At 73.5% G+C, this 23,875-nt stretch carries 19 protein-coding genes; 5 read left to right on the top strand and 14 right to left on the bottom strand.

Translation table 11 applies throughout. From position 1 onward, the window contains the following. Window positions 1–58 precede the first annotated feature (58 nt). The 4 genes from AB0I15_RS14150 to AB0I15_RS14165 all read left to right on the top strand — a co-directional run bounded on the left by AB0I15_RS14150 (window position 59) and on the right by AB0I15_RS14165 (window position 5,135). Window positions 59–670, top strand: coding sequence for an XRE family transcriptional regulator (locus AB0I15_RS14150; RefSeq protein WP_358094603.1), 612 nt, complete (start codon window positions 59–61; stop codon window positions 668–670). A 127-nt stretch (window positions 671–797) separates the two neighbouring features. After that, on the top strand, window positions 798–2,171 hold the full coding sequence (locus AB0I15_RS14155) for a carotenoid oxygenase family protein (protein ID WP_358094605.1): 1,374 nt from the start codon (window positions 798–800) through the stop codon (window positions 2,169–2,171). 147 nt (window positions 2,172–2,318) lie between these two features. Further along, complete coding sequence (locus AB0I15_RS14160; RefSeq protein WP_358094607.1) at window positions 2,319–3,857, top strand: peroxidase family protein; 1,539 nt, start codon at window positions 2,319–2,321, stop codon at window positions 3,855–3,857. A gap of 84 nt (window positions 3,858–3,941) precedes the next feature. Continuing rightward, window positions 3,942–5,135 carry a LuxR C-terminal-related transcriptional regulator gene (locus AB0I15_RS14165; protein ID WP_358094609.1) on the top strand — a complete coding sequence of 398 codons (1,194 nt, stop codon included), beginning with the start codon at window positions 3,942–3,944 and terminating at the stop codon, window positions 5,133–5,135. Between the two features lie 36 nt (window positions 5,136–5,171). Here AB0I15_RS14165 and AB0I15_RS14170 read toward each other — a convergent pair whose 3' ends face one another. The 3 genes from AB0I15_RS14170 to AB0I15_RS14180 form a co-directional block, all read right to left on the bottom strand. Further along, window positions 5,172–6,806, bottom strand: a complete 1,635-nt coding sequence (locus tag AB0I15_RS14170; protein WP_358094611.1) for an FAD-dependent monooxygenase — start codon at window positions 6,804–6,806, stop codon at window positions 5,172–5,174. A gap of 87 nt (window positions 6,807–6,893) precedes the next feature. Then, a complete protein-coding gene (locus AB0I15_RS14175) occupies window positions 6,894–7,520 on the bottom strand; it encodes a TetR family transcriptional regulator (protein WP_358094613.1) in 627 nt (208 codons plus the stop codon). 76 nt (window positions 7,521–7,596) lie between these two features. Next, window positions 7,597–8,133: a TauD/TfdA family dioxygenase gene (locus AB0I15_RS14180; RefSeq protein ID WP_358094615.1), complete on the bottom strand. Its 537-nt coding sequence runs from the start codon at window positions 8,131–8,133 to the stop codon at window positions 7,597–7,599. Window positions 8,134–8,388: 255 nt separating this feature from the next. Here AB0I15_RS14180 and AB0I15_RS14185 point away from each other — a divergent pair, with 255 nt between their 5' ends. Then, window positions 8,389–8,994, top strand: a complete 606-nt coding sequence (locus AB0I15_RS14185) for a peptide deformylase (protein WP_358094617.1) — start codon at window positions 8,389–8,391, stop codon at window positions 8,992–8,994. A gap of 13 nt (window positions 8,995–9,007) precedes the next feature. Here AB0I15_RS14185 and AB0I15_RS14190 read toward each other — a convergent pair whose 3' ends face one another. The 11 genes from AB0I15_RS14190 to AB0I15_RS14240 form a co-directional block, all read right to left on the bottom strand. After that, a complete protein-coding gene (locus tag AB0I15_RS14190; protein WP_358094619.1) occupies window positions 9,008–9,538 on the bottom strand; it encodes a DUF6609 family protein in 531 nt (176 codons plus the stop codon). Window positions 9,539–9,646: 108 nt separating this feature from the next. Beyond that, on the bottom strand, window positions 9,647–12,190 hold the full coding sequence (gene pepN, locus AB0I15_RS14195; protein ID WP_358094621.1) for an aminopeptidase N: 2,544 nt from the start codon (window positions 12,188–12,190) through the stop codon (window positions 9,647–9,649). 20 nt (window positions 12,191–12,210) lie between these two features. After that, a complete protein-coding gene (locus AB0I15_RS14200; protein WP_358094623.1) occupies window positions 12,211–13,020 on the bottom strand; it encodes a MaoC family dehydratase N-terminal domain-containing protein in 810 nt (269 codons plus the stop codon). Then, window positions 13,017–14,492 (bottom strand): amidohydrolase family protein, encoded by a 1,476-nt coding sequence (locus tag AB0I15_RS14205; protein ID WP_358094625.1) that lies wholly within the window; start codon window positions 14,490–14,492, stop codon window positions 13,017–13,019. The genes AB0I15_RS14200 and AB0I15_RS14205 overlap by 4 nt, the downstream gene beginning before the upstream one ends. A 7-nt stretch (window positions 14,493–14,499) precedes the next feature. Next, window positions 14,500–15,738: a CoA transferase gene (locus AB0I15_RS14210; RefSeq protein ID WP_358094627.1), complete on the bottom strand. Its 1,239-nt coding sequence runs from the start codon at window positions 15,736–15,738 to the stop codon at window positions 14,500–14,502. 20 nt (window positions 15,739–15,758) lie between these two features. Continuing rightward, window positions 15,759–16,736 carry a hydroxymethylglutaryl-CoA lyase gene (locus tag AB0I15_RS14215; protein ID WP_358094629.1) on the bottom strand — a complete coding sequence of 326 codons (978 nt, stop codon included), beginning with the start codon at window positions 16,734–16,736 and terminating at the stop codon, window positions 15,759–15,761. Then, window positions 16,733–18,004 carry a hydroxymethylglutaryl-CoA reductase, degradative gene (locus AB0I15_RS14220; RefSeq protein WP_358094631.1) on the bottom strand — a complete coding sequence of 424 codons (1,272 nt, stop codon included), beginning with the start codon at window positions 18,002–18,004 and terminating at the stop codon, window positions 16,733–16,735. Before AB0I15_RS14220 ends, AB0I15_RS14215 begins: the two co-directional genes overlap by 4 nt. A 109-nt stretch (window positions 18,005–18,113) precedes the next feature. After that, window positions 18,114–20,159, bottom strand: a complete 2,046-nt coding sequence (locus tag AB0I15_RS14225; protein ID WP_358094633.1) for a GAF domain-containing protein — start codon at window positions 20,157–20,159, stop codon at window positions 18,114–18,116. Window positions 20,160–20,280: 121 nt separating this feature from the next. After that, entirely contained in the window at window positions 20,281–21,111 is an 831-nt protein-coding gene (locus AB0I15_RS14230; protein WP_358094635.1) for an ABC transporter ATP-binding protein, read from the bottom strand. After that, a complete protein-coding gene (locus AB0I15_RS14235; RefSeq protein ID WP_358094636.1) occupies window positions 21,108–22,835 on the bottom strand; it encodes a dipeptide/oligopeptide/nickel ABC transporter permease/ATP-binding protein in 1,728 nt (575 codons plus the stop codon). Before AB0I15_RS14235 ends, AB0I15_RS14230 begins: the two co-directional genes overlap by 4 nt. 4 nt (window positions 22,836–22,839) lie before the next feature. Then, window positions 22,840–23,874: an ABC transporter permease gene (locus AB0I15_RS14240; RefSeq protein ID WP_358094638.1), complete on the bottom strand. Its 1,035-nt coding sequence runs from the start codon at window positions 23,872–23,874 to the stop codon at window positions 22,840–22,842. Window position 23,875 lies beyond the last annotated feature (1 nt).

Raw genomic sequence — 23,875 nt, forward strand, 5'->3', positions numbered from 1 at the left:
CGCGGCCAACCTCATAGGCGAATTTCTTTGCCTCAAAGGCAAAAGCTAGGATGCGCGGGTGACCTCTCACATGGCGGCCGACCCGAGCCCCGACGATCCGGAGCAGCGGGTCGCGGCGCGACTCGGGGAGTTGCGGCGGGCGCGCGGGCTGACACTGACCACGCTCGCCGAGTGGACCGGCATCTCGGCCGCGCACCTGTCGCGCATGGAGAAGGGCGAGCGCCAGCCGTCCATCGGGTCGCTGTTCCAGCTCGCGCGGGCGTACGGCGTCTCCGTGGGCGAGCTGGTCGGCGACGAGCGCCCGCACGAGCACCGCGTGGTGCGCGGCGCCGGCGCGCCCGTGCACGAAGGCCCCGACGGGCCGTACGCGACGATGGCCGGCCTCGGCCCCCGCTCCGCCCTGGAGGCGGTCCGCCTGGAGCTGACCGCCGACCACCCCCAGCGCAGCGCCGTCCACAGCGGCGAGGAGTGGCTCTACGTCGTGCGCGGCGAGATCACCGCCCGCGTCGGCGCGACCGAGATCGCCCTGGGCGCCGGGGACGCGCTGCACTTCGACGCGTCGGCCCGCCACTCGCTGTGGTCGCGCGGCGGCCCGGCCACCGTCATCATCGTCTCCGTCGCGCCGCCCTCCGCCGGCCCGCCGCACGGCCGGGTCCCGGCCGGATCGTGACGGCCGGATCGTGACGGCCGGATCGTGACGGCCGGGTTCCGGGAAACGGGAGACAGACGGCACGCGGCGTCGCACTCTGGTGACATCGAGTGGCTCCCCCCGTGCCGCCCCGGCGACAAGGACTCCCATGATCGACGCAAAGACCGTCGAGCGGTACGGCTTCCCCGGCCGTCTGAGGTCCGTGCCCGACGAGATCGACGCGACCGCCCTGCCCGTCACCGGGACGCTGCCGCCGGAGCTCAACGGGTGTTATGTCCGCAACGGACCCAACGCGCTGCCCGGGCAGACGAGCGCGTACTTCCAGAACGGCCCCGGCATGCTGCACGGCGTACGGCTGCGTGACGGCCGCGCCGAGTGGTACCGCAACCGGTGGGTGCGCACCGCGGCCCTCGAAGGACGCTCGTTCGTCGGACCCGGCGGCCGGCTCGACCTGACCGCCGTGTCGGCCAACACCCACGTGGTCAGGCACGCGCGCCGGATGTTCGCGCTGGTCGAGGCGGGCCTGCCGTACGAGGTGACACCCGACCTCGCCACCGTGGGCCCGTGCGACTTCGGCGGGCGGCTCACCACGGCCATGACCGCGCACCCCAAGCGCGACCCCGCGACGGGCGAGCTGCACTTCTTCGGATACGGCATGCGGCCCCCCTACCTGACCTATCACCGGCTCGACGAGGACGGGCGGCTCGCCTTCAGCCGGGAGGTGCCCGTCCCGGCGGGGACGATGACGCACGACTTCGCCATCACCGAGCGGTACGCCCTCTGGCTCGACCTGCCCGTCACCTTCCAGCCGCAGTTGGTGGGCTCCGGACTGCCGTACGGCTGGGACGACGCGTACGGCGCCCGCCTGGGCCTGATGCGCCGGGACCTGCCGGACGCGCCCGTGCGCTGGTTCGGCGTCGAGCCCTGCTTCGTCTTCCACGTCGGCAACGCATACGAGCTGCCCGACGGGCGGGTCGTGCTGGACGCCGTCCGCTACTCCCCCGCCGAGTTCACCTCGCTGTGGGGGCTGCTGACCCGCACGGCCCCGCTGACCGGTCCCGTGGCCAGGCCCGGACAGGCCAGGCTGCACCGCTGGACGCTCGACCCGGCGACCGGCGCGGTCGGCGAGGAGACGCTCGACGAGCAGGAGGTCGAGTTCCCCACCCTGGACGACGACCGCATGGGACGGCCCGCCCGCTACCTCTACACCATCACCGCCACCGATCCGCGCTGCCCCGACCCGGCCGCGATCGTCAAGTACGACACCGTGTCGGGCGCCGGCATCCGTTACGAACCCGGCGGTGACGTGGTGCTCGGCGAGGCGGTGTTCGTGCCCGCCGGCGCCGGGCCGCGCCGCGAGGACGACGGGTGGCTCATCACCGTCGTCACCCGCCGCGACGGGTCGGCGTCGGAGCTGCTGGTGCTCGACGCCGCCGACGTCAAGGCCGGGCCGGTGGCGGCGGTCCGGCTGCCGCGCGGCGTACCGACGGGCTTCCACGGCTCCTGGTTCGCCGACGGCTGAGGAGGGCTCCCCAGTCTCCCTTGGGGCCTCCAGAACCCTTGGGATCCCAGAAGCCCTTGGGGCCATTGCGCCGTGGCCTGCCCGGACCGACACTCCCGACGTGCAGGGATCACCCCCACCCCCCACCTGCACGAGGGAGAAACGGCCATGCATCCTCAACACGCGGGCACAGCCTCGAAACGGGTCAGCAGAAGATCATTCCTGGGCGGGCTGGGAGCCGGCGCCGCCGCGATGACGCTCGACCTCGATGCCGCGATCGCCGCCTCCGAACGGGCCCAGGCCACGGGCGCGCTGGCGAACACCTTCGGCCGCGTCTTCGCCCTGCCGCCGTTCGCGGGCGCGACCTCCCAGGTGAAGGCCGCGCTCATGGAGATGGGCAGGCTCGGCGGCATCATGGACGCCAAGGACCCGCTGCAGGAGGGGCCGATCCGGCTGATCACCAACCCGGAGCTCAGCCCCGGCAACCGCGACAACCCCTTCCACACGGCGGGCACGACGTTCCTGGGCCAGTTCCTCGACCACGACATGACCTTCGACGCCACCTCGCCCCTGGGCGTGCCGACCGCGCCCGAGAGCTCGCCCAACGCCCGGACGCCGATCTTCGACCTCGACACCGTCTACGGCGGCGGCCCGGCGGCCGGCCCGCAGTTCTACAACGCCGACCGCCTGACGTTCAAGGTGGAGAGCGGCGGCCAGTTCGAGGACCTGCCGCGCGACGCCGGCCGCCGGGCCATCATCCCCGACGGCCGCAACGACGAGAATCTGATGATCTCCGGGCTGCACGCGGCCTTCCTGCTCTTCCACAACCGGGTGGTCGCCCGCCTGCGCTCCGAGGGCGTCCCGACCGAGCAGCTCTTCGCCACGGCGCGGCGCACGGTCACCTGGCACTACCAGTGGATCATCCTGCGCGAGTTCCTGCCGCAGCTCATCGGCCAGCCGCTGATCGACCACATCCTGCACTTCGGACGGCAGTTCTACCGCCCGGCGGGCGCCGCGTTCATCCCCGTCGAGTTCCAGATCGCCTACCGCATGGGCCACAGCATGGTGCGGCCCTCCTACCGGGCCAACCTCGCCGGCGACGGCGGCCAGCCGTTCTTCGGGTTCATCTTCGATCCGGCGGGACAGGGCCAGAGCGACCCCGTCGACCTGCGCGGCGGCGCCAGGGCGCGCCGGCGCTTCATCGGCTGGCAGACCTTCTTCAACTTCAACGACGGCCAGGTGCGGCCCAACAAGCGGATCGACACCAAGATCTCGAGCCCCCTGTTCCAGCTCCCGCAGGCCGCCATCCCCGGTGGCGGCCAGCCGATCTCCCTGGCCCAGCGCAACCTGCTCAGGCACCTCACCTGGTCGCTGCCGTCGGGCCAGCGGATCGCGACGACCATGGGCATCCCCCTGATCGACGCCGGGGAGCTGAGCGTCTTCCGCGCCGGCTTCGAGACCAGCACGCCGCTCTGGTACTACGTGCTCAAGGAAGGTCAGGCGCTGGGGGACGGGATCATCCTCGCCGGCGTTGGCGCCCGGCTCATCGGCGAGGTCTTCGTCGGCCTCCTCCAGAAGGACCCCGGCTCCTTCCTCTCCGCCGCACCGTCCTGGCGGCCCACCCTGCCCAGCCGGACGGCGGGCACGTTCACCATGGTCGATCTGCTCACCTTCGCCAAGGTGGACCCCGCGAGCCGCGGCCAGTGATCTCCCGCTCGTCAACAGGCGGAGTCAGAAGTGGTACGCACTCCTTGCCAGACAGGAAAGGTTCTTTACCGATAGTTTGGGCGCATGGGTGCCGCCGGAATCCAGGTGGCCGTATGCTCCGCCAACCGGTTGCTCCGCGAGGCGGTCGGGACCATCCTGGCCCAACGTCCGGCCGTGTGTCTCGCCGGTCTCACGCATGACGTGGGCGACCTGATACGCCTGTGCGGGCTGCGTCCCGTGGACGTCGCGCTGATCGACGTCCACGGGGACTTCGCCGCGGTGATCGAGGGAGTGCGCGCCCTGCGGACGACACGGCCCGATCGTGGCATCGTCCTCACGTACTCGGCCCTGACCGCCGGCGATGTGATCATCGCGGTGGGCGCGGGCGTGACCGGCCTCATCCCCTACTCGCGCGGCGTGTCGGCCGTGATGGAGGCGGTGGAGGAGGGCCCGCGCCCGCCGGCCGCCCACCCGACCTCGCTCACCGACCGTGACCTGGAGATCCTGCGGCTGGTCGGCGGCGGCTACAACGTCAAGGAGATCGCCGCGATGCTCGACATCGCGCCGTCCACCGTCGAGAGCCACAAGCGCCGCATCTACGCCAAGCTGAACGGCCGCAGCAGCCCCGAGGTCGTCTCCCAGGCCGCGCGCCTGGGGCTGCTGCGCGCCGAGCCGCACATCTCCGCCGGCAACCTGGTGATCGTCTTCGGACCGGGCGGCCCCCGGCGCGACCTGGTGGTGAAGAGCCTGATCAGGCAGGCCGTCCCGGTCCTCGTCGCCGGCGAACGGTGGGCGGACGACGACGAGGTCCTGCAGATCCGCCGGCCCGTCGTGGCCGTGCTCGTGGACCACTCGGGCGTGTGGGAAGGGGTCCGCGCCCTGGGCGCCAGGGTCGTGATCGTGACGGAATCGCTCTCCGGCCGGGCGTTGGGCACGGTGGGGTCTCTTTGCGTGCCCGAGACCGTCATCGTCCACGAGCTTCCCGGCGGCCTCGGCCAGGCGCTGGCCATGGCCGCGCGCTGCGACGCGGACCCGCCCGCGCCGCCGCGGTCCCCGTCCGTGCGCTCCGCGCTCACCTGCAGGGAGCTGGAGATCCTCGACTCGATCGCGCGCGGTCACTCGGTGCGGCAGACCGGGGAGGTCCTCGGCATCAGCATCAAGACGGTGGAGAACATCCAGGCCCGGCTCTTCGCCAAGCTGGCGGTCCGCAACCGGGCCGAGTCGCTCGCGGTGGCGTACGAGCTCGGGCTGATGCCGGGCGAGCGGATCGCCGATTGACAGGACCAGCCGGGCGCGGGCCGGCCACGCGCCGTGTCACGCCGCGAGCGGCGCCCCGAACCATCGCGACAGGGCCGCGCGCAGGTCCTCGCGCTCGTCGGAGCCGGGCCGGGGCGACACGGAGGCCCAGGCGACGTAGCAGTCGGGGCGCAGGAGCAGGGCGGTGAGCGGCGCGGCTTGGTCGTGGGGGCGCGCCGTGACGGAGTCGCGCGGGCTCGCCGTGAGCGGTGCGTGGGGGCTTGTCGTGACCGGGTTGTGGAGGCTCGCCGTGATGACGTCCACCCGGTCGTGCCAGCCCGGCAGCGCTCCGGCGAGCGAACCCCGCTCGGTCAGGTCCAGCAGCAGCGGCCGGGCGGCCACGGTCAGCGCGGCCAGCCGGACGCGGCCGGTTCCGGTGTCCAGCAGCAGGTCGGGGACCCACCAGCCGACCAGGGGGTGGGCGTCGGCCGGACCCATGTCGTACCGGATGTCGGCGCCGGCCATCATGTCCGCGATGCGCTGGACGTTGCGCCGGTCGCCGAGCAATTCGGTGAACAGCTCGCGCAGCGCCGTGACCTCGCCGCCGGGAGCGATCAGCGCCGACTGGGCCTGCGTGTGCATGACCACCCGCTCGGAGGCGGGCCGCCGCTCGCTCTCGTAGGTGTCCAGCAGCCCGGCCGGGGCCCGGCCGTGGACCTCGGCGGCGAGCTTCCAGCCCAGGTTGACCACGTCCTGGAGGCCCAGGTTGAGCCCCGGGCCGCCGATCGCGCTGTGCACGTGCGCGGCGTCGCCGACCAGCAGAACCCGGCCCTCCCGGTACCGGTCGGCGATCCGGGTGTTGCCGCCGGCGAGCTTGCGCCGCGGGAAGGGGCCTTCGCCGGCGGGCTCACCGAGCGGCAGGTCGGCGCCGAGCACCCGCCGGACGCTGTCACGCATCTCCTCCAGGGTCGGGGGCCGCTCGTCGCCGGGCGGGTCCTGGGGCCACTCCATGGTGGTCAGCAGCGGCGGCCTGCCGGGCAGCGGGGCGTACACGAACAGCCCGTGCTCGGTGCGGTGGTGCAGGAACGCCGGAATGGGGCCGTGGCCGGGCACGTACAGCCCGCCCGTGGCCGGATCGAGCATCGAGTCCGGCACGGTGGCGTGCACGGTGCGGGAGACCGTGGTGTCCCTGCTCACCCCGGGGAAGCCGATGCCGGCCAGCCTGCGGGTCACGCTTCGTCCGCCGTCGGCGCCCACCAGGAAGCTCGCGTGCGTGCGGTAAGGGCCGGCCGGTCCCGCGACCTCGATCGTGACCGTGTCGTCCTGCTGCGACAGGCCGGTGATCTCGTGTCCCCGGCGGATCTCGACGCCGAGCTCGTTCGCGCGCTCCTCCAGGAGCTCCTCGATGCGGAGCTGCGGCACCTGCAGGAGGTGGAGCGGGTTGTCGGCCAGCGCGCTCAGATCCAGCGGCAGGGCGCCGAACACGAAGCCCGGCGCGGGGGCCGGGGGTTCCTTCGAGCCGCTGAGGCGCTCGTACAGGCCGCGCCGTTCGAGTAACGGCACCACCTGGCCGACCAGGCCGTTGGCCCGGTTCTCCCGGGTACGTTCGGGCAGCCGCTCCAGCACCACCGCCCGTACGCCGGCGAGGCTCAGTTCGCAGGCCAGCATCAGCCCGTTCGGGCCGCCTCCGGCGATGACGACATCGGCAGACATGGCATTCCTCCTTGAACATGGGCATGGCGCATCGACCGGCGGCGTGCCGGTCGCTCACGGTGCGTTCGCGGGGTTCGGGGGTCGCGGTCAGGGGGCGGGCAGCCCCGCCGCCACCTGTCCGAGGGCGTCGGTCAGCAGGCCGGTGATCGGGGCGGGTGAGCCGGCGCGCATCCAGTGGCCGGTGACCGCCCTGATGGTGGCCCCGACGGCGGCGGCCACCAGGTGGGGATACAGGTCATGGACGAGGTCGGTCCCGGTACGCTCGGCGACGGCGGCGGCCAGCTCCGCCTCGGCCTGGGCGTCGGCCTTGTAGATCTCCCCCTGCAGCGCCGGCTCGGCGAACATCAGGCGCAGCCCCGAGACCCACTGCTGCACGTCGACGTCCCGCATCTCGCCTTCCTGGCCCAGCCCGAACCGGGTCAGCGACGCGTTGGCGATCGCCTCCCAGAGCGGCTCGGAGGCCGGCCTCGCCCGCAGCTCCACCGCGATCTGCCGGACGCGCTCCAGATGCCGGAAGGCGATCGCCTCGCCCTTGCCGGCGAAGTAGTTGTTGAACGTGCGGGCGGAGACGCCGGCCGCGGCGGCGATGTCCTCCACCCGGACGGCGTCCAGCCCCCGCTCCGCGCAGAGGCGGATGGCCGCCCAGCTCAACGCGATGCGGGTCGCACGTTTCTTGCGCTCCCGCAGCCCTTCGGACACGCCCTCGATGCTCACACGACCCACACTACATAATATTGCGGGATGCGAAAAGATGCTGATCACGCAATATTTTTGGAGGCGGGCCGCCGCTTCAGCGGTCGGCGTTCGGCGGGGGGCCGAAGGGACGGTCGCCGCGCAGCGTGATGCGGTGCATGACCCGGCGGGCGGTGCCGTAGTCGCGGTTGGCGTAGTGGGCCGTGCTGCGGTTGTCCCACATGGCGACGTCCCCGGGGCTCCAGCGGTGGCGGACGATGTGCAGATGATGAGCAGGCTGAAGTACGCGAGCGGCGGCAGCGCCCGCACGAACGTGACCACCGGCTCCGTCACGACGCGGATCCACGGCACGGTGCCGAGCACGACGCCCAGGACGAGCCCGCCCGCCACGCCGATCGCGGACCCGATGAGGATGCGCCGCAGGCTGACCCCCAAGTGCTCGACGAGCAGGCTGCCGCCGTAGCCGCGGATGCCGTCGTGCGTCGTGGACAGCAGCAGGAGCTGATCCCACACCGCACCGGGCGCCGGGACGAAGGAGGGGTTGCCCGCCGCGGCGGCGGCCACCTGCCACAGGCCGAGCAGCGCGACGCCGGCGAGCGCGCGCACCGCGAGCCGGTGGGTGACCGGGCGCCACCGCCGGACGGGTGCGGGCGGTCCCCCGGCGGGCGGGGCCGCGTCGCCGCCAGGGGTGGCTGCCGACGGGGCCGCGGCCGGAGAGGGCGAGGTCGATCCCGCGCCTGGAGCAACGAAAAGCGTGATCTAGAGCAATACGGGCGCATGCTCTAGCGTCTGCTGAGCGACCACCGACCAGAAAGGACGCCCTTTTGCGTACCCAGCACCCCTACGCCGCCGGCGACGCCCCGCTCCCAGGCACGGCGGGAGGCCGGCGGTGAGCCGCGCCGACGAGCTGGCCGAGCAGGTGCACGCCCTGCTGGCGGCGCCCCGGCCCTGGTCCGTCACCCAGGTCGGCGATCCCGTGCTGCGCCGCACGGCCGAGCCGTACGACGGCCAACTCCCCGACGGCCTGCTGCGCGAACTGCTCGACGCGATGTTCCGGCACCTGCCGGGCGTCGGGGTGGGGCTCGCCGCGCCACAGGTCGGCATCCCGCTGGCCGTGGCCGTCATCCAGGACCCCGCCGACGTGCCGCCGCAGCTCGCCGCGGAGCGTGAGCGGGTGCCGCAGCCGCCGCTGGAACTCGTCAATCCCGTCGTCACTCCCCTGGGGCCCCGGTACCACGCGTTCAACGAGGGGTGCCTGAGCGTCGAGGGGCTGACGGCCGTCGTCCCGCGCCACGCGCAGGTCCACCTGTCGGCCCTCGACGGGGGCGGGCGGGCGTACGAGCTGGAGCTGTCCGGCTGGCCGGCGCGGATCGCCCAGCACGAGACCGACCACCTCAACGGCGTCCTCTACCTGGACCGGGCCGAGCCGCGCTCACTGTCCACCACCGGCAACTACGAGCGTTTCTGGGCTCCTCCGACTCGCCCGCCGGGCTGATGGGCGAGGCGCGTCAGGCGAAGGTCAGGGCCGGGTACGCGAACAGCATGACCGCGCCGAAACCCAGCTTGAGCAGCGCGTCGGTGATCCCGATCACGGGCAGCGGCGCCTTGGTGCGGAGCCCGGCGAAGGCGTTGATCATGGTGAGCGCGCCGAGGACGGTGATGAGCGGCCCGTGCGCGAGCCCCATGGGCACGAAGTGCACGCCGACCACGAAGAGGATCCACAGGGTGATCGTCCGGTCGTCCTGGCCCTTGGTCTTGGTGATGACGAGGTAGATGAGGGCGGCTTCGAGGAGGAAGGAGCCCACCAGGCCGGCGATCTGGGCGAAGGACGGGGTGCCGAGGCTGGGCAGGAGCGCGCTGAGGCCGCTGGCGGTGAAGCCGACGGCGAAGCCGCCGATCATGAAGGGGAGCCAGAGCTTCCTGAAGGTCCAGCTCAGGAGGAAGCCCGTCCCCACGCCGAGCAGGAACAACCCGCCCCCTCGGATGAGCGGGTACGGGTGGTCGGCCGTCGCCGAAAGGAGGGTGAGGAGGGGAGACATTCAAGCCTTTCCTTCGCGAAGTGGAAATCCACCGTAGTGGATCAGCGCCGGGCCGGCGCGCGACGGCGACCCCTCGCGTGCCGGGACCTGGATGCCTCCACGACGCGGTCAGCCGTCGCGGGTGCGGGCGGCGAGGGCCCGGGCCACGGCCGCGCGGTTCTCCACGAGGATGCGGCGCAGGGCAGCCGGGGCGTCCGCGGTGGCCAGCCAGGCGTCGGTCGCCTCCAGCAGGCTGCGGCCGGTGAGCGCGAACGGATACAGGTCCGCCGCCACCCGGCGGGCGATGCCGAAGCTGCGGGTCGCCCACACCTGCTCGATCAGCTCGAAATAGCGCGGCACGTACGGCTCCAGCAACCCGGGCTCCACGGTACGGAGGAAGCCCCGCGCGGTCTCCCGGAGGATGACGCCCGAGATCGCGGGATCCTCCACCATCGACGCCCACGCGGTGGCCTTGGCCTGCGGCGTGGGGACGGCGGCGAGGGCGCGGGCGGCGCGCTGCCGGCCGGTCGCCGTGGAGTCCTCGCGGAGGCGGGCCCGGACGGCGTCCGCGTCCGCCCGTCCCGCGGCGACCAGGGCGGTCAGCAGCTCCCACTCCAGCTCGACGTCGATCACCGGCCCGTCCAGCAGCCGCAGCCGGCCGTCCAGCAGCGCGGCCAGGTCGTCCACGTGGCTCGAATGCTCGGCGACCTGCGCGAAGGCGGTCACGAGCTGGAGCCGCCGGTCCTGTCCCGCCCCGGGGGTGACGGCGAGGTCCCAGAGCGCGTCGGCGGTGTCGCGCAGGGCCTTGGCGGGGTCACGGGCGTACAGGTGCGCGGTGTGGAGGAGCTGTTCCAGCACGGTGCTCGCGGTGGCCGACTCGCTCTCGGCGGCGAGGTGCGCCGGCGCGATCCGGAGGAAGTCGCGGGCCGGGATCTCACCGTCGCGGGTGGCGTCCCAGAGCGCGCCCCAGACGAGCGCGCGGGCCAGGGGGTCCTCGATCGCGGACAGGCTCTGCGCCGCGACCGCGCTCGACCGGTCGTCCAGCCGGATCTTCGCGTAGGCCAGGTCGTCGTCGTTGAGCAGGAGCAGATCGGGCCGGGGCAGCCCGCGCAACTCGGCGACGTCGGTCCGCTCGCCGGTGACGTCCAGCTCGACGCGGTGCCGCCGGACCAGCGCGCCCTCCCGCCAGGCGTAGAGCCCGATCGCGAGCCGGTGGGGGCGGAGCGCCGGGTGCTCTGGGGGCGCGCTCTGCACGACGGCGCACGAGGTGATCGTCCCGTCGGCGGCCGTTTCGAGCTCGGTGCGCAGCGTGTTGACGCCGGCCGTCGACAGCCACAGCCGTGCCCAGTCGCCGAGGTCGCGCCCGCTCGCCTCCTCCAGGGCCGACAGCAGGTCGGGCAGCTCGGTGTTGCCGCCGGCGTGCCGTTCGAGGTAGCGGGAGACGCCCGCCAGGAACGCCTCCAGCCCGACCCACGCGACGAGCTGCTTGAGCACCGAGGCGCCCTTGGCGTAGGTGATGCCGTCGAAGGCCGTCTTGACGTCCTCGAGGTCACCGATGTCGGCGACGATCGGGTGGGTGGACGGCAACTGGTCCTGCTGGTACGCCCACGCCTTCGCGGCGGTCGCGTAGCTCGTCCACGCGTTGTCCCATTCCGTCGCCTCGGCGCAGGCCATCGACGACGCCCACTCGGCGAACGACTCCTTGAGCCACAGGTCGTTCCACCAGCGCATCGTGACCAGGTCGCCGAACCACATGTGCGACAGCTCGTGCAGCAGCACCTTGACCCTGCGCTCGCGCGTCACCTCCGGCACCCGGGCGCGGAAGACGAACGACTCGGACAGGACGACGGCCCCGGCGTTCTCCATGCCGGAGGCGGGGAACTCGGGCGCGAAGATCTGGTCGTACTTCTCGAACGGGTACGGTCCGAACCGCTCCTCGAAGTAGGCGAACCCCTGCCGCGTCTTCTCGACCAGGTAACCGGCGTCGACGTGCCCGAACAGGCTGCGGCGGGCGAACAGCCCCAGCGGGATCACGCGTCCGTCGCGGCTGGTCAGCTCGGCGCGCGCCGCTTCGTACGGCCCCGCGGCCACCTCGGTCAGATAGCTGGAGATGCGCGCGGTCGGGGCGAACGACCAGGTCGACGCCCCCTCGTGGGTGGGGACGGGGCCGGGCGCCGGCGCGTTGGAGATCACCGTCCAGTGGGCGGGCGCCGTCACCGTGAAGCGGAAGGACGCCTTCAGGTCGGGCTGCTCGAACACGGCGAACACCCGCCGCGCCTCGGCCGCCTCGAACTGGGTGAACAGGTACACCTCGTCGTCCACGGGGTCCACGAAGCGGTGCAGCCCCTCACAGGAGCGGCTGTAGGCGGCCTCGGCGACGACGCGCAGCTCGTTCTCGGCGGCCAGGCCGTCGAGGCGGATGCGCGTACCGTCGCCCACCTCGGCGGGGTCGAGCTCGGCGCCGTTCAGCACGACCGACCGGAGAGTGCGGACGATGGCGTCGATGAAGGTCGAGGCCCCCTCCGCCGCCGCGAACCGGACGGTCGTCTCGCTGCGGAACGTCTCGGGGCCCGTCGTCAGGTCGAGGGCGACGTCGTAGCCGTGGACGGTCAGCAGCCCGGCCCGCTCCACGGTCTCGGCACGGGTCAGGTTCTCGCCGGGCACGGCCGTCACCGCTCCTTCGGGGGTCGCGGTCACCGGGTGAAGCCGGCGTCGGCGGTGACGAGGATGTCGCCCGACGCGTCGAGCACCCACAGCCGGGCCCCGTCCGGCTCCGGCCGGCCCGCGAGCCGCACCGGCGTTCCGAGGTGGACGGGCGCGACCGCGCGCATGGAGTACGTCGCCGGGGTACGGCCTGGGCTCATCCGCAGGGCGAAGTCGAGCAGGAGCATGCTGGTGAGCGGCCCGTGCACGAGCAGGCCGGGCTGCCGCTCGACGTCGCGGGCCCACGTGTCGTTGTAGTGGATGAGATGGCTGTTGTAGGTCAGCGCCGAATAGCGGAACAGGTGGACGGGTCCGAGGTCGAGCGGCTGCTCCCAGACGATGTCGGCCGGAGGGGGGCCGGGCCGGGGGCGGGCGGGGGCGGTGGGGCCGAGGAAGACGTCGTGCTGCCGCACGGTCACCGCGACGTCGTCGCCCGACCCGATCGTCTTGGCGATCGTGACGAACGCGAGCCTGCCGCTGCGGCCCCGCTTCTCCTCCATGCTGTCGAGGGTGACGGTGAGGTCGAGCGTCTCGCCGAAGCGGATCGGGCGGTGGAAGGTCATCTCCTCGCCGGCGAACAGCCGCCGGGGCAGGTCGATGTCGGGGACGACGCCGTCGCGGGCCGGGGTCCCGTCCGGGCGCAGCGCGTCGAGGCCGAGGTCGGGCAGGAAGTACAGCCCGTGCCAGCCGGGCGGCAGCTCCGCTCCCCCGGCGTGCTCCGGCGCGCCGGGCGCGAACGTGTCCCGGTAGGCCCGGGCGGGCCACGGCCGGATGGTGTCGGTGCGGATCGTGCCGGTCACAGGGCCCTCCAGGTCCATCGGCCGCCGAGCAGGGTGCCGGCGACGGGCATCGCGCGCAGGTCGTCGCGGGCGGCGGTCTCGGGGTCGAGGTCGAGGATCACCAGGTCGGCGGGGTCCCCGGGGGAGACGCCCGTACGCCCCCTGGCGGAAGAGGCGAGCGCGACCTCGCGCGGCAGGCGCTGCGCCGGATGCCAGGCGGGACGGTCGCCGCGGCTGCGGGTGACCGCGGAGGCGATGGCCTGCCACGGGTCGAGCGGCGCGACGGGGGCGTCGGAGCCGAGCCGCAGGACGGCGCCCGCCGCGTGCAGCGAGGCGAAGGCGAAGGCGCGGTCCGTGCGTCCCGCCCAGAGCCGGTCGGCCACGTCGCGGTCGTCCATGGCGTGCTCGGGCTGGATGCTGGCCACCAGGCCCAGCCGGGCGAAGCGGGGGAAGTCCTCGGCCCGCACGAGCTGCGCGTGCTCGATGACGCCCGGCAGGCCCAGCTCCTCGAACACGTCGATGACCTCGGCGTTCGCGCGGTCGCCGATGGCGTGCACGGCCGCGCCGATCCCGCCCGCGTGGGCCCGGCCGAGCAGCCCGCGCAGCTCCGCGGGTGTGACGCTGGCGACGCCGCAGGCGTGCGGGGAGCCCGGCTCCAGCCCGGGGTAGGGCTCCCAGCACAGCGCGGTGCGGGTGTTCAGCGAGCCGTCCACGACGACCTTCAACCGGCCGACCGTCACGAGGCCGTCCGGGTCGAGCGGCGCGCCGGTGCGCAGGCCGCGGGCGAGGGCGTCGTCCAGGCGGTCGGGCCAGACGGACGCCTCCACGCGCAGGTCCGTCACCCCGGCGGCCACCCGCTCCGGCCACGCCCGGACGTTGTCGGCGTTCTCGAAGTCCACGATGCCGACGACCCCGCGCCGTGCGGCCGCGCCGGCGGCGTCGCGGTAGTCGGCGACGGACAGGGCGCCGTTCTCGGCCAGGGCGGGCGAGTCGATCCAGGCGCTCTCGCGCACCACGCCGGACGCGTCCACCGCCACCCCGAGCCGGGCGGCGGCGCGGGAGTTGACCCACCCGCAGTGCAGGTCCCCGCTGACGAGCACCACCGGGATGTCCGGGGCGACCTCGTCGAGGGCGCGCAGGGTGGGCGCGTCGGGCCACAGGGCGTCGCGGAACCCGAATCCGGCCAGGACTCCCCCGGCGGGCAGGGGGTCGCGGGCGAGCGCCGCGCGTACGAGGTCGAGGGTCTCGGCCGCGCTGGCCGCGCCCGACAGGTCGATCCGCCGGCGGCGGATCACCCATTGGGTGAAGTGCACGTGCTCGTCCCACAGGCCGGGGCCGGCGTAGCGTCCGTCGAGGTCGATCGGCTCGGCGCCGGACGCGGGGAGCGCGCCGGCGGGCACGACGCGGGCCACCCGGCCGTCGCGCAGGTGGAGGTCGAAGCGGCGGCCGTCACGGTAGCGGCGGGCGTTGCGCAGCAGGATCGCGTTCGTCATGCCCGGCTCAGATCGCGCCGGCGGCGCGCAGGGCGGCGATCTCGCCGGGGCCGTATCCGGCGAGGGCCTGGAGCACCACTTCGGTGTGCTCGCCCACCTCGCCGGCCGGGTGGCCGACGTCGGCGGGGGTGGCGCTCAGCTTGATGGGCTGGCCGAACATCCGTACGGGGCCGAAGCCCGGGTGCTCCACGCTCACCACCATGTCCCGTTCGGCGGTCCCGGGATCCTCCACCATGTCCTTGATCGTCTTGATGACGGTGAGGGGCAGCACGTCGCCCGCCATCTCCTCCAGCTCCGCGCCCGTGCGGCCGGCCAGCCACCGGGCGATGACGGGCCGGACGCGGCGCTCGTAGACGCCCTCGTCGAAGCGCTTGCGCATCGTGTCGATCTCGGGGTCGGCGGCCAGCTCCGCCTCGCCGAACAACGCGCACGCCAGCCGCCAGAACTTGTCGGTGTAGGCGCCGAAGAACACGTGGCCGTCCTTGCACGGGAACAGCTCGTAGGGCCGTACCCAGGGATGGCGGTTGCCGGTGTGCCGGGCGACCTCGCCGTCCACCGTGTAGTTGACCACCGCGTTCTCGGTGAGCGCGATGACGCTGTCGACCTGGGCGACGTCCACGAGCTGGCCCTGCCCCGTCTGCTCGGCGTGGCGCAGCGCCAGCAGGGTGCCCGTGACGGCGAAGAGGGTGGCGGCGAGGTCGCCCAGCACGGTGCCGACCCGTACTGGCGGACCCTCCGGGGCGCCGTTCATCGACCACAGCCCGCCCGCGGCCTGGGCGGTGCTGTCGAAGGCGGGACGCCTGCTGCGCGAGCCCGTCTGCCCGTATCCCGAGATCGCCGTGTAGACCAGGCGCGGGTTCGCCTGCGCCAGCGTCGGGTGGCCGACGCCCAGCTTGTCCATGGTGCCCGGCCGGAAGTTCTCGATCAGGATGTCGGCCCTGGCGACGAGGTCCACCAGGGCGCCGCGTCCCGCGTCGGTGGACAGGTCGAGCGTGACGGTCATCTTGCCCCGGTTGTACTGGGCGAAGTATCCGCTCAGCTCCCTCTCCCCCGCGCGCACGTAGGGCGGGAATCCCCGGGTGACGTCCGGGTCCCGGGGGTTCTCGATCTTGATGACGGTGGCGCCGAAGTCGGCGAGGATCTGCCCGCAGTAGGGCCCGGCCAGCACGCGTGACAGGTCGAGCACCACGACCCCGGACAGCGCGCCCGGCCGCAGCGGAAGTCCGGGGATCGTCTCAGCGTTCATCGTGGTCTCGTCTCTCCCGTTCATTGTCCTGTCGAGGCCGCGAGCAGGGCGGTGGCCACCCGTGAGGGGAGGTCGGCGCGGCCCATCTGGGCCGCGATCCACCGGGACACGCCGACCAGCGCGTCGAGGTCGACCCCGGTCGCGATGCCCATCCCGTGCAGCAGCCATACGAGGTCCTCGGTGGCCAGGTTCCCGGTGGCGCCGCGCGCGTAGGGGCAGCGGCCGAGCCCGCCGGCCGAGGAGTCGAACTCCCGGACGCCCGCGTCCAGGCCCGCGACGACGTTCGCGAGCGCCTGGCCGTACGTGTCGTGCAGGTGCAGCGCGACGGCGTCCGCGGCCACGCCCCGGCCGACGGCGTCGCGGACCGTCGCCCGGATGTGGCCCGGGGTGGCGACGCCGATGGTGTCGCCGAGCGCGACGGTCGAGCAGCCGGCCTCGTACAGCGTGGCCGCCAGGCCGGCCACCACGCCGCGGTCCACCGGCCCCTCCCACGGGTCCCCGAACGCCATCGAGACGTACCCGCGTACGCCGAGCCCGTGGCCGCGGGCGGCGCCGGCCACCGTCGTCGCGGTATCGAGCGCCGCCTGCCGCCCGGCGTTGAGGTTGGCGCGGGCGAAGCTCTCCGTCGCGCTCACCACCACGGCGACGTGGCGGGCCCCGGCGGCGAGGGCGCGCTCCAGCCCGCGCAGGTTGGGCACGAGGGCCACCGTGCGGACGCCGTCGAGGTCGCCGAGCGCGGGCAGCACGTCGGCGGCGTCGGTCATCTGCGGGATCCACGACGGCGGCACGAAGCTCGTCACCTCGATGTCGCGCAGCCCGGCCGCCGCGATCCGGTGGCACAGCTCGATCTTGGTCCTGGTCGGCACGATGGCCGCCTCGGCCTGGAGTCCGTCGCGGGGCGCGACTTCGTAGATCCGCACCCGCTCCGGGGCCCGCTCCGCCCGCTCGACGATCGGCTCGGGCCGCCAGCGGGTCCGGGCCGTCTCCTGAGCGCTCAACGGGCCTTCTCCCGCAGCGCCGCCACGACCTCGCGGGCGTACTCCACCTGGATCCTGCCGTCCTTCACGAGCCGCTCGGCGACCTCGGGGACCTCCTCGGGCGCGGCTCCGCCGCTGACCGCGACGGTGCGGGCGTGCAGCCGCATGTGCCCGTGCTGGATGCCCTCCGCGGCCAGGGCCCGGCACGCGGCGAGGTTCTGGGCGAGCCCGACCGACACGATGACCTCGGCGAGCTCGGCGGCGGAGGTGACGCCGAGGATCCGGATCGCCGTCTGCGCCGCGGGGTGCGCGCGCGTCGCGCCGCCGACGAGGCCGACCGGCATCGGCACCTCCAGGGTGCCGGTGAGGTTGCCGTCGCGGTCCTTCTCGAAGCGGGACAGGGCGGTGTACCCGCCGTCGCGGGCGGCGTGGGAGTGGCATCCGGCCTCGACGGCTCGGGTGTCGTTGCCGGTCGCGAGGACGACGGCGCTGATGCCGTTCATGATGCCCTTGTTGTGCGTCGCGGCCCGGTACGGGTCGGCCTCCGCGAACGCCGACGCCGACACGATGTCGTCCACGACCCCGGGGCCGCCGAGCAGCTCCGCGTCGAACACGGCCCGCGCCCGCACGAGCCGCGTGTCCGCCTTGTTGCTCAGGATGCGCAGCAGCGACCGCGCCCCGGAGCGTTCCGCGAGCACCGGCGCGACCGCCTCCGCCATCGTGTTGACGGCGTTGGCCCCCATGGCGTCGCGCACGTCGACGTACAGGTGCGCGATCACCTGCGTCCCGTCCCGGGTCGCGAGGACCCGCGCGGTCAGCTCACGGGCCCCGCCGCCCAGCCGGACGAGCACCGGGTCCTGGGCGTTGGCCAGCTCTAGGATCTCCTCGCGGGCCTCCAGGACGCGGTTGCGCGTCCCGTGCGCGTCGGCCACGTCCAGCAACTGGATCTGGGCGATCATGACGGGGCCGGTCCCCGAGGCGCGGAACCCGCCGTGGACGCGGGCGATGCGGGCGGCGTTGCTCGCTGCCGCCACGACGGAGGCCTCCTCCGTCGCCATCGGCACGATGTAGTCGCGGCCGTTCACCGTCACGTTGGTCGCCACGCCGAGCGGCACGCCGATCGTGCCGATGACGTTCTCGATCATCTGGTCGGCCTGGACCGTGCCGATGCCGCCCGCGTCGAGCACGCCGAGTGCCGCGACGTCCAGGCCCGCGCCGTCGGCGACCAGGGCGCGCCGCTCGGCGACGCTCTTGTCCTTGAGGCCGGGGATCCGACTGTTGACCGTCACCGATGCTCCTACCGCTCGGGGGACGCGTCGCGGGCGCGACGCTGCCGGTTCCGTCAACCTAGGCCGGGCCGGCGGAGTCGGGCCATGTGCGATCACCCCACCCTCCGCCTCATGTCATGTGACGATCGCCGTCGGCGTCACCGGCGCCGTTCGCGCCGCTGGCGCGGTGGCGGATCGCGGGGGACGTCATCATCTCGTGCAGGCGCACGGCCAGGGTGGTGCGGAAGAAGCGGTCGTCCTTGCGCCAGTCCGGGCCGAGCAGGGCGTCGAGGCGTTCGAGGCGCTGCAGGATCGTGTTGGTGTGGAAGTTGAGCATCCGGGCGGTCTTGGTGGGGCTGGCGTTGGACCGCACGAACGCCCGCAGCGTGGCGACCAGCTCCGTCCCCCGCTCCTCGTCATAGTCCACGACGGGGCCGATGAGCCCGGTGACGAACGACCTCAGCGACCGGGCGTCGGCGTCGAACACGCTGGCGTAGGGAAGGTACTCCTCCGTTCCCACCACCTCGTCGTCCACGCCCAGCACCTCCAGCAGGCGGCTCGTGCGCAGGGCGATCGCGAAGCCCGGCGCGAGGTCGTCGGCCGAGCCCCCGCGCGGCGGGACCACGGCGAGGACCGGCCCGCCCGTGTGCCGGGCGATGTGCTCCCTGATCGCGCCCGCGGCCGTGACACCACCTGTGACACCACCTGTGACGCCGCCCGTGACGCCGCCCGTGCTTCCGCTGTCGCGGGAGCCGGCCAGCACGACGACGACACCGCGGCTCAGGCCCACCAGCCCGGCCCCGCCGACGCACTGCCGCGCCGCCGCGAGGGCGCGGGCCCGCTGTTCGGCCGCGACGAGGTAGATCTGCACCGTGTCGAGCCGGGAGAGCACGACGCCGAACCCGCGGGCGCGGCGCTCCAGGTCGTCGCGGCGGCCGGGCTGCGCGTCGAGGATGTCGACGACGAGGTCGGACAACATCCGGCCCTCGGCGTTCGCGACCGCCTGCTGCTGCAGCTCCAGCAGGGAGCACACCTGGGCGGCGCGCTCGATCGTGCGGCGGTCCACCGAGGTCAGCTCGAAGTCGCCGGTGCCGAGCAGCAGCGCCCCGAAGTCCTGGGCGCCGGCCCGCATCGAGGCGACCGCGCCCACCGTTCCCCCGCGCCCACCGTCGAGCACCTGGCAGTGGCCCGACTTCGAGCCGGCCGCGACGGCGGCGCGGATCTCCGGTGAGAGCACCGCGCGGGCGCCCGGCGCCGTCCGCGTCGACGAGGCGATGACCCGGTCCTCCCCGTCGATGACGGTGACGGCGCGGTCCAGGGCCGACGAGAGCGTCCGCACGAGCTGGTCGAACCCGCCGCCGCCCAGCACGACCTGGAGGAGCTCCTGGTGGACGAGGCTGGAGCGGTCCCGTTCCGCCAGGTGCTCGGTGAGCCGGTCGAGCGCGGCGCGCGCCTCGTCCTCGGAGCGCTGGAGGTTGCGGAGCATGTGCGCGGTCTGGAGGATGACGGACGCGTGGTCGGCCAGCCCCGACAGCAGCGCGATCTGCTCCGGCGTGTACGCGCGCTCCTCCCGCGTCGCCACGAAGAGCACGCCGAGGACGTCGTCGCCCGACCGCATCGGCACGCCCAGGATGGAGATGATGCCCTCCAGCTCGACGGCCCGGTCGATGTCCGCGGCCCGCCGGTCGTCCAGGTACTCGCTGTAACGGGGCACCCAGCGGGCCATCCGCGTCTCGGCGATCTCGCTGGCCAGCCCGCAGCCCGCCGGCACGCGCAGGTGGCGGAACTCGGTGCTGTAGGCGCCGATGGTCGTGCGGACGCGCAGCTCCCGGGTCTCGCGGTCGAACTCCGACAGGTACGTCACGTCGCAGCCGAGGATCTCGTGCGTCCGCCGTACCAGCCGTTCGAGCAGCAGCTCCCCGTCCCGCACCTCCGCCAGCTCCCGCGCGCTGGAGAACAGGGCGGCGAGCTCGTGCTCGCGGCGGCGCAGCCGGGTGTGCCGGCTGTGGGCCAGGTGGACGTGCTCGCGCACGGACTCCTGATGGGACGCCGCGATCCCCAGCGTCTCCAGAGCGGCGCTCAGCTCGCGGGGACTGACGTTGATGTCGTCGATCACGGCGTCGACGACGACGCGCAGCGCCGCCGCCCGCGCGGGGGCCGGGGGGTCGGGCACCATCTAGGCTCCTCCGTCGAACGGCGGATTAGTGCAAGTGAGGGTATAACACATGAAAGCCCCCAATCAGTGAGCGATCATCCCATAAGCGCACATCGTTCCGGCTCGTAGCCTGCCGCGCCGATCACTGTGACTCTTCGCCCCAGTCGAACCGCTGGTCGAACCGCTGGTCGAACCGCTGGTCGAACCGCTCTCCCATCACCGGCACGGCGGCGACGAGCTCGCGGGTGTAGGGGTCGCGCGGCATCGACAGCACGCCGTCGGTGTCGCCGGACTCGACGATCCGGCCGTGCCGCATCACGCTCACCGTGTCGCACACGTACCGCACGACGGCGAGGTTGTGCGAGATGAACAGGATGGTCAGGTCGAGCTCGGCCCGCAGCTCGCGCAGCAGGTTGAGCACGACGCCCTGGACCGAGACGTCGAGGGCGGAGGTGATCTCGTCGGCGATGATGACGTCGGGCTCGGCGGCCAGCGCGCGGGCGATCGTGACGCGCTGGCGCTGGCCGCCGGAGAAGGCCGCGGGCAGGTCTCCCGCGCGGGCCGGATCGAGGTGGACGCGCCGCAGGAGCTCCCCGACCCTGCGGGTCTTCTCCGCCCGTGTCGGGCGGCGCCCGCGGGCGCGCATGGCCTCCGCGATCGAGGCTCCGACGGGCATTCTCGGGTCGAGCGCCGAGAAGGGGTCCTGGAAGATCAGTTGCACGCGCCGCCGGGCGGTGCGGGCCGTGGCCGAGGAGCCGGCGATGTCGACGCCGTCGAGCCGGATCGTGCCCGCGACCGGGCGTACGAGCCCGACCGCGGCGGCCGCGAGGGTCGACTTGCCCGAGCCCGACTCCCCCACGAGCCCGTGGACCCCGCCCGAGGCGACGGTCAGATCCACCCCCTGGACGGCGAGGCGGGCGCCGGCGCCGTGCCCGTAGCGCACGGTCAGGTCCGTGTACTGGAGTGTGCTCACGCTCGGGCCTCCTCGGCGACGTCGCCGTCCCCGATGACGGGAAGCGGGCGGGAACGATCGGTCGTCATGTGCGGCACGCACGCCACCAGGGCCCGCGTGTACGGATGCGCGGCCTGCGCCAGGCCGCTCGCGGCGAGCTCCTCGACGATCTCCCCGTCCTTCATGACCAGGACCCGGTCGCAGAAGCCGCTCACGAGGGCGATGTCGTGGGAGATGAACAGGATGGCGCTCCCGGTCCGGCGTCGCGCCTCGTGGAGCACCCGCAGCACCTGACGCTGGACGGTCACGTCGAGGGCGGTCGTCGGCTCGTCGGCGATGATCAGGCGCGGCCGGCCCATGAGCCCCATCCCGAGCATCGCCCGCTGGCGCATCCCGCCGGACAGCTCATGGGGATACTGGCGGGCGCGCCGTTCCGGCTCCGTGATCCCGACCGACTCGAGCACGTCGCGGGCGCGGCGTCTCGCCTCCTTCCGCGGGACGCCGTCGTGGACCTCGCTCACCTCGGTGAGCTGCCGTTCGATGGTGAGGGAGGGGTTGAGCGACGTGAGCGGGTCCTGGAAGATCACCGCCAGCTCGAGCCCGAGCCTGCCGCGCTCGGCGGACGTGGGCGGCGAGGTCATGTCGATGTCCTGGAAACGCAGGGTCTCGGCGCCGACGTGGGCCTCTCCCGGCAGCAGGCCCGCGATCGCCATCGCGGTGACGGACTTGCCGGATCCGGAGGCTCCGACGATGCCGACGGTCTCGCCGGGTGCGATCGTGAGGCTCACCCCGCGTACCCGCTCGACGAGCCCTCCGTCCGGACCGGGGAAGCTCACGCGCAGGTCCGCGGCCTCGACGACCGCCGCCGATCCGGCCCGTTCCGGGGCGCCCGGACGCCTCCGGGCACGCGCCCGGGGTGGCGGCAGGGCGCTCGACGCCGTCTCGCCCGTCAGTGAGCCGATGGAGTTCAGGATGAGGCCGGTCAGGACGATCGCGATGCCGGGGCCGAGCGCGACCATGGGGTTCACGTAGATGCGCGCGACGCCCTCGCGCAGCAGGCGTCCCCAGTCGAACTCGGGGGCCTGGACGCCCAGCCCCAGGAACGACAGCCCGGCGAACGACAGCAGCGCCGCGGAGGCGTGCGCGGCCGTGTTGACGAGCAGGGGCGGCAGGATGTTCGGGAGCACGTGCCGGACGATCACCCCCGCGTGCCCCACGCCGACGATCCTGGCCGCCCGTACGTAGTCCCGCCCGGTCACGGAGGACGCCAGCGTGTACGTCAGCCGCGCGACCGTGGGCACATCGGCGAACCCCACCGCCAGCATGGCGCCGCTCGCGCTCGCCCCCCAGATCACGGAGAAGAACAGGGTGAGCAGCAACCACGGGAACGACAGCAGGATGTCGATGAGCGCGGTCACCATCCGGCGCACGGGCCGCGGGAGCACGGTCGCGACGACGCCGAGCGTCGTCCCGCCGACGATCGCGATCGTCGTCGACCCGAGCGCCAGCAGCACCGACAGCCGGGTGGCGACGAGAACGCGGGCGAGGACGTCACGGCCCAGGTCGTCGGTCCCGAACGGATGCGCGCCGCTCGGCCCCTGACCCCGGTCGGCCACCGCCGTGAGGGCGGCGGCCGGTCCCCAGACGATCGGGGCGAACACGACGGCGAGCAGGAGCACGCACAGCGCGACGACGGTCACGATGCCTTGCGGGCTGAGCAGCCTCTGCCGGAAACCGGAGCGCACGGTGTCAGCCCTCCATGATCGACGAGCGGGGGTCCAGGCCGGACAGGGCCAGGTCGATGAGCAGGTTGAGGGCGAGGACCAGGAGCGCGTAGACGAGCACGACCCCCTGGATCATGGGATAGTCCTTCGCCGTGATGGACGCGACGATCGTCGAGCCGAGCCCGGGGATCACGAACACCGCCTCGATGAGCACGGTGCCGGCCACGAGCCCGGTGAGGATGAGCCCTCCGGACGCGAGGGCGGCGGTGATCATGTTCGGCAGCGCATGGCGCAGGTAGAGCAACCGGGCGGGCAGCCGTTTGCTCCGCGCGGTCGTCATGTACGGCGTGCCGAGGACCGCCAGCATCTCCACGTGGACGATCCGCGCGAGGTAGGCCATCGGCCCGATGGCCAGGGCGGCGGCCGGGAGCACGGCCTCCGCCGCGCCGCCCCACCCGGCCACGGGCAGGACGTTCATGGTGATGCCGAACAAGGCGATGAACCCGACGGCGAGCAGGAAGTTCGGGATCGCGATCAGCCCGCCGAGCAGCCAGGACACGACGCTGTGCAGCGAGCGGCGGCGCCCGCCCCACGCGGACACGGCCGTCGCGACACCGATGGGCACGGCGCCGAGCGCCGCGACCAGGAAGGCCAGGCCGGCGAGCGTGAGCGTCGTGGGGAACCGCTCGGCGAGCGTGGCCGACACCGGGCGGTGGGAGCGCAGCGAGATGCCGAGGTCGCCGCGGAGCAGGCCGGACAGGTAGTCGGCGAACTGCTGGAGCGCCGGCTTGTCCAGGCCCAGCTCCGCCCGCGTGCGCTGGACGAGCTCCGGGGTGGCGCTCGGCCCCAGGGCGGCGCGGACCGGGTCGCCCGGCACGAGGTGCACCACCAGGAACGTGGCCGCGACGACGACCCCGAGCGAGACCAGCGCCCGCCCGCTCCTGCGCAGCAGGAACGACGCGCGGGGCGACGGACGCCGTCCCGGGAGCGCGGGGCCCACCCGGGTCAGGTCGGCCGGAAGGGAGGCGGGGCCGGGAGCGGCGCCCGGAGGGATCGCCACG

Source organism: Nonomuraea sp. NPDC050643 (assembly GCF_040654715.1).
In the GTDB taxonomy this organism is placed as follows: domain Bacteria; phylum Actinomycetota; class Actinomycetes; order Streptosporangiales; family Streptosporangiaceae; genus Nonomuraea.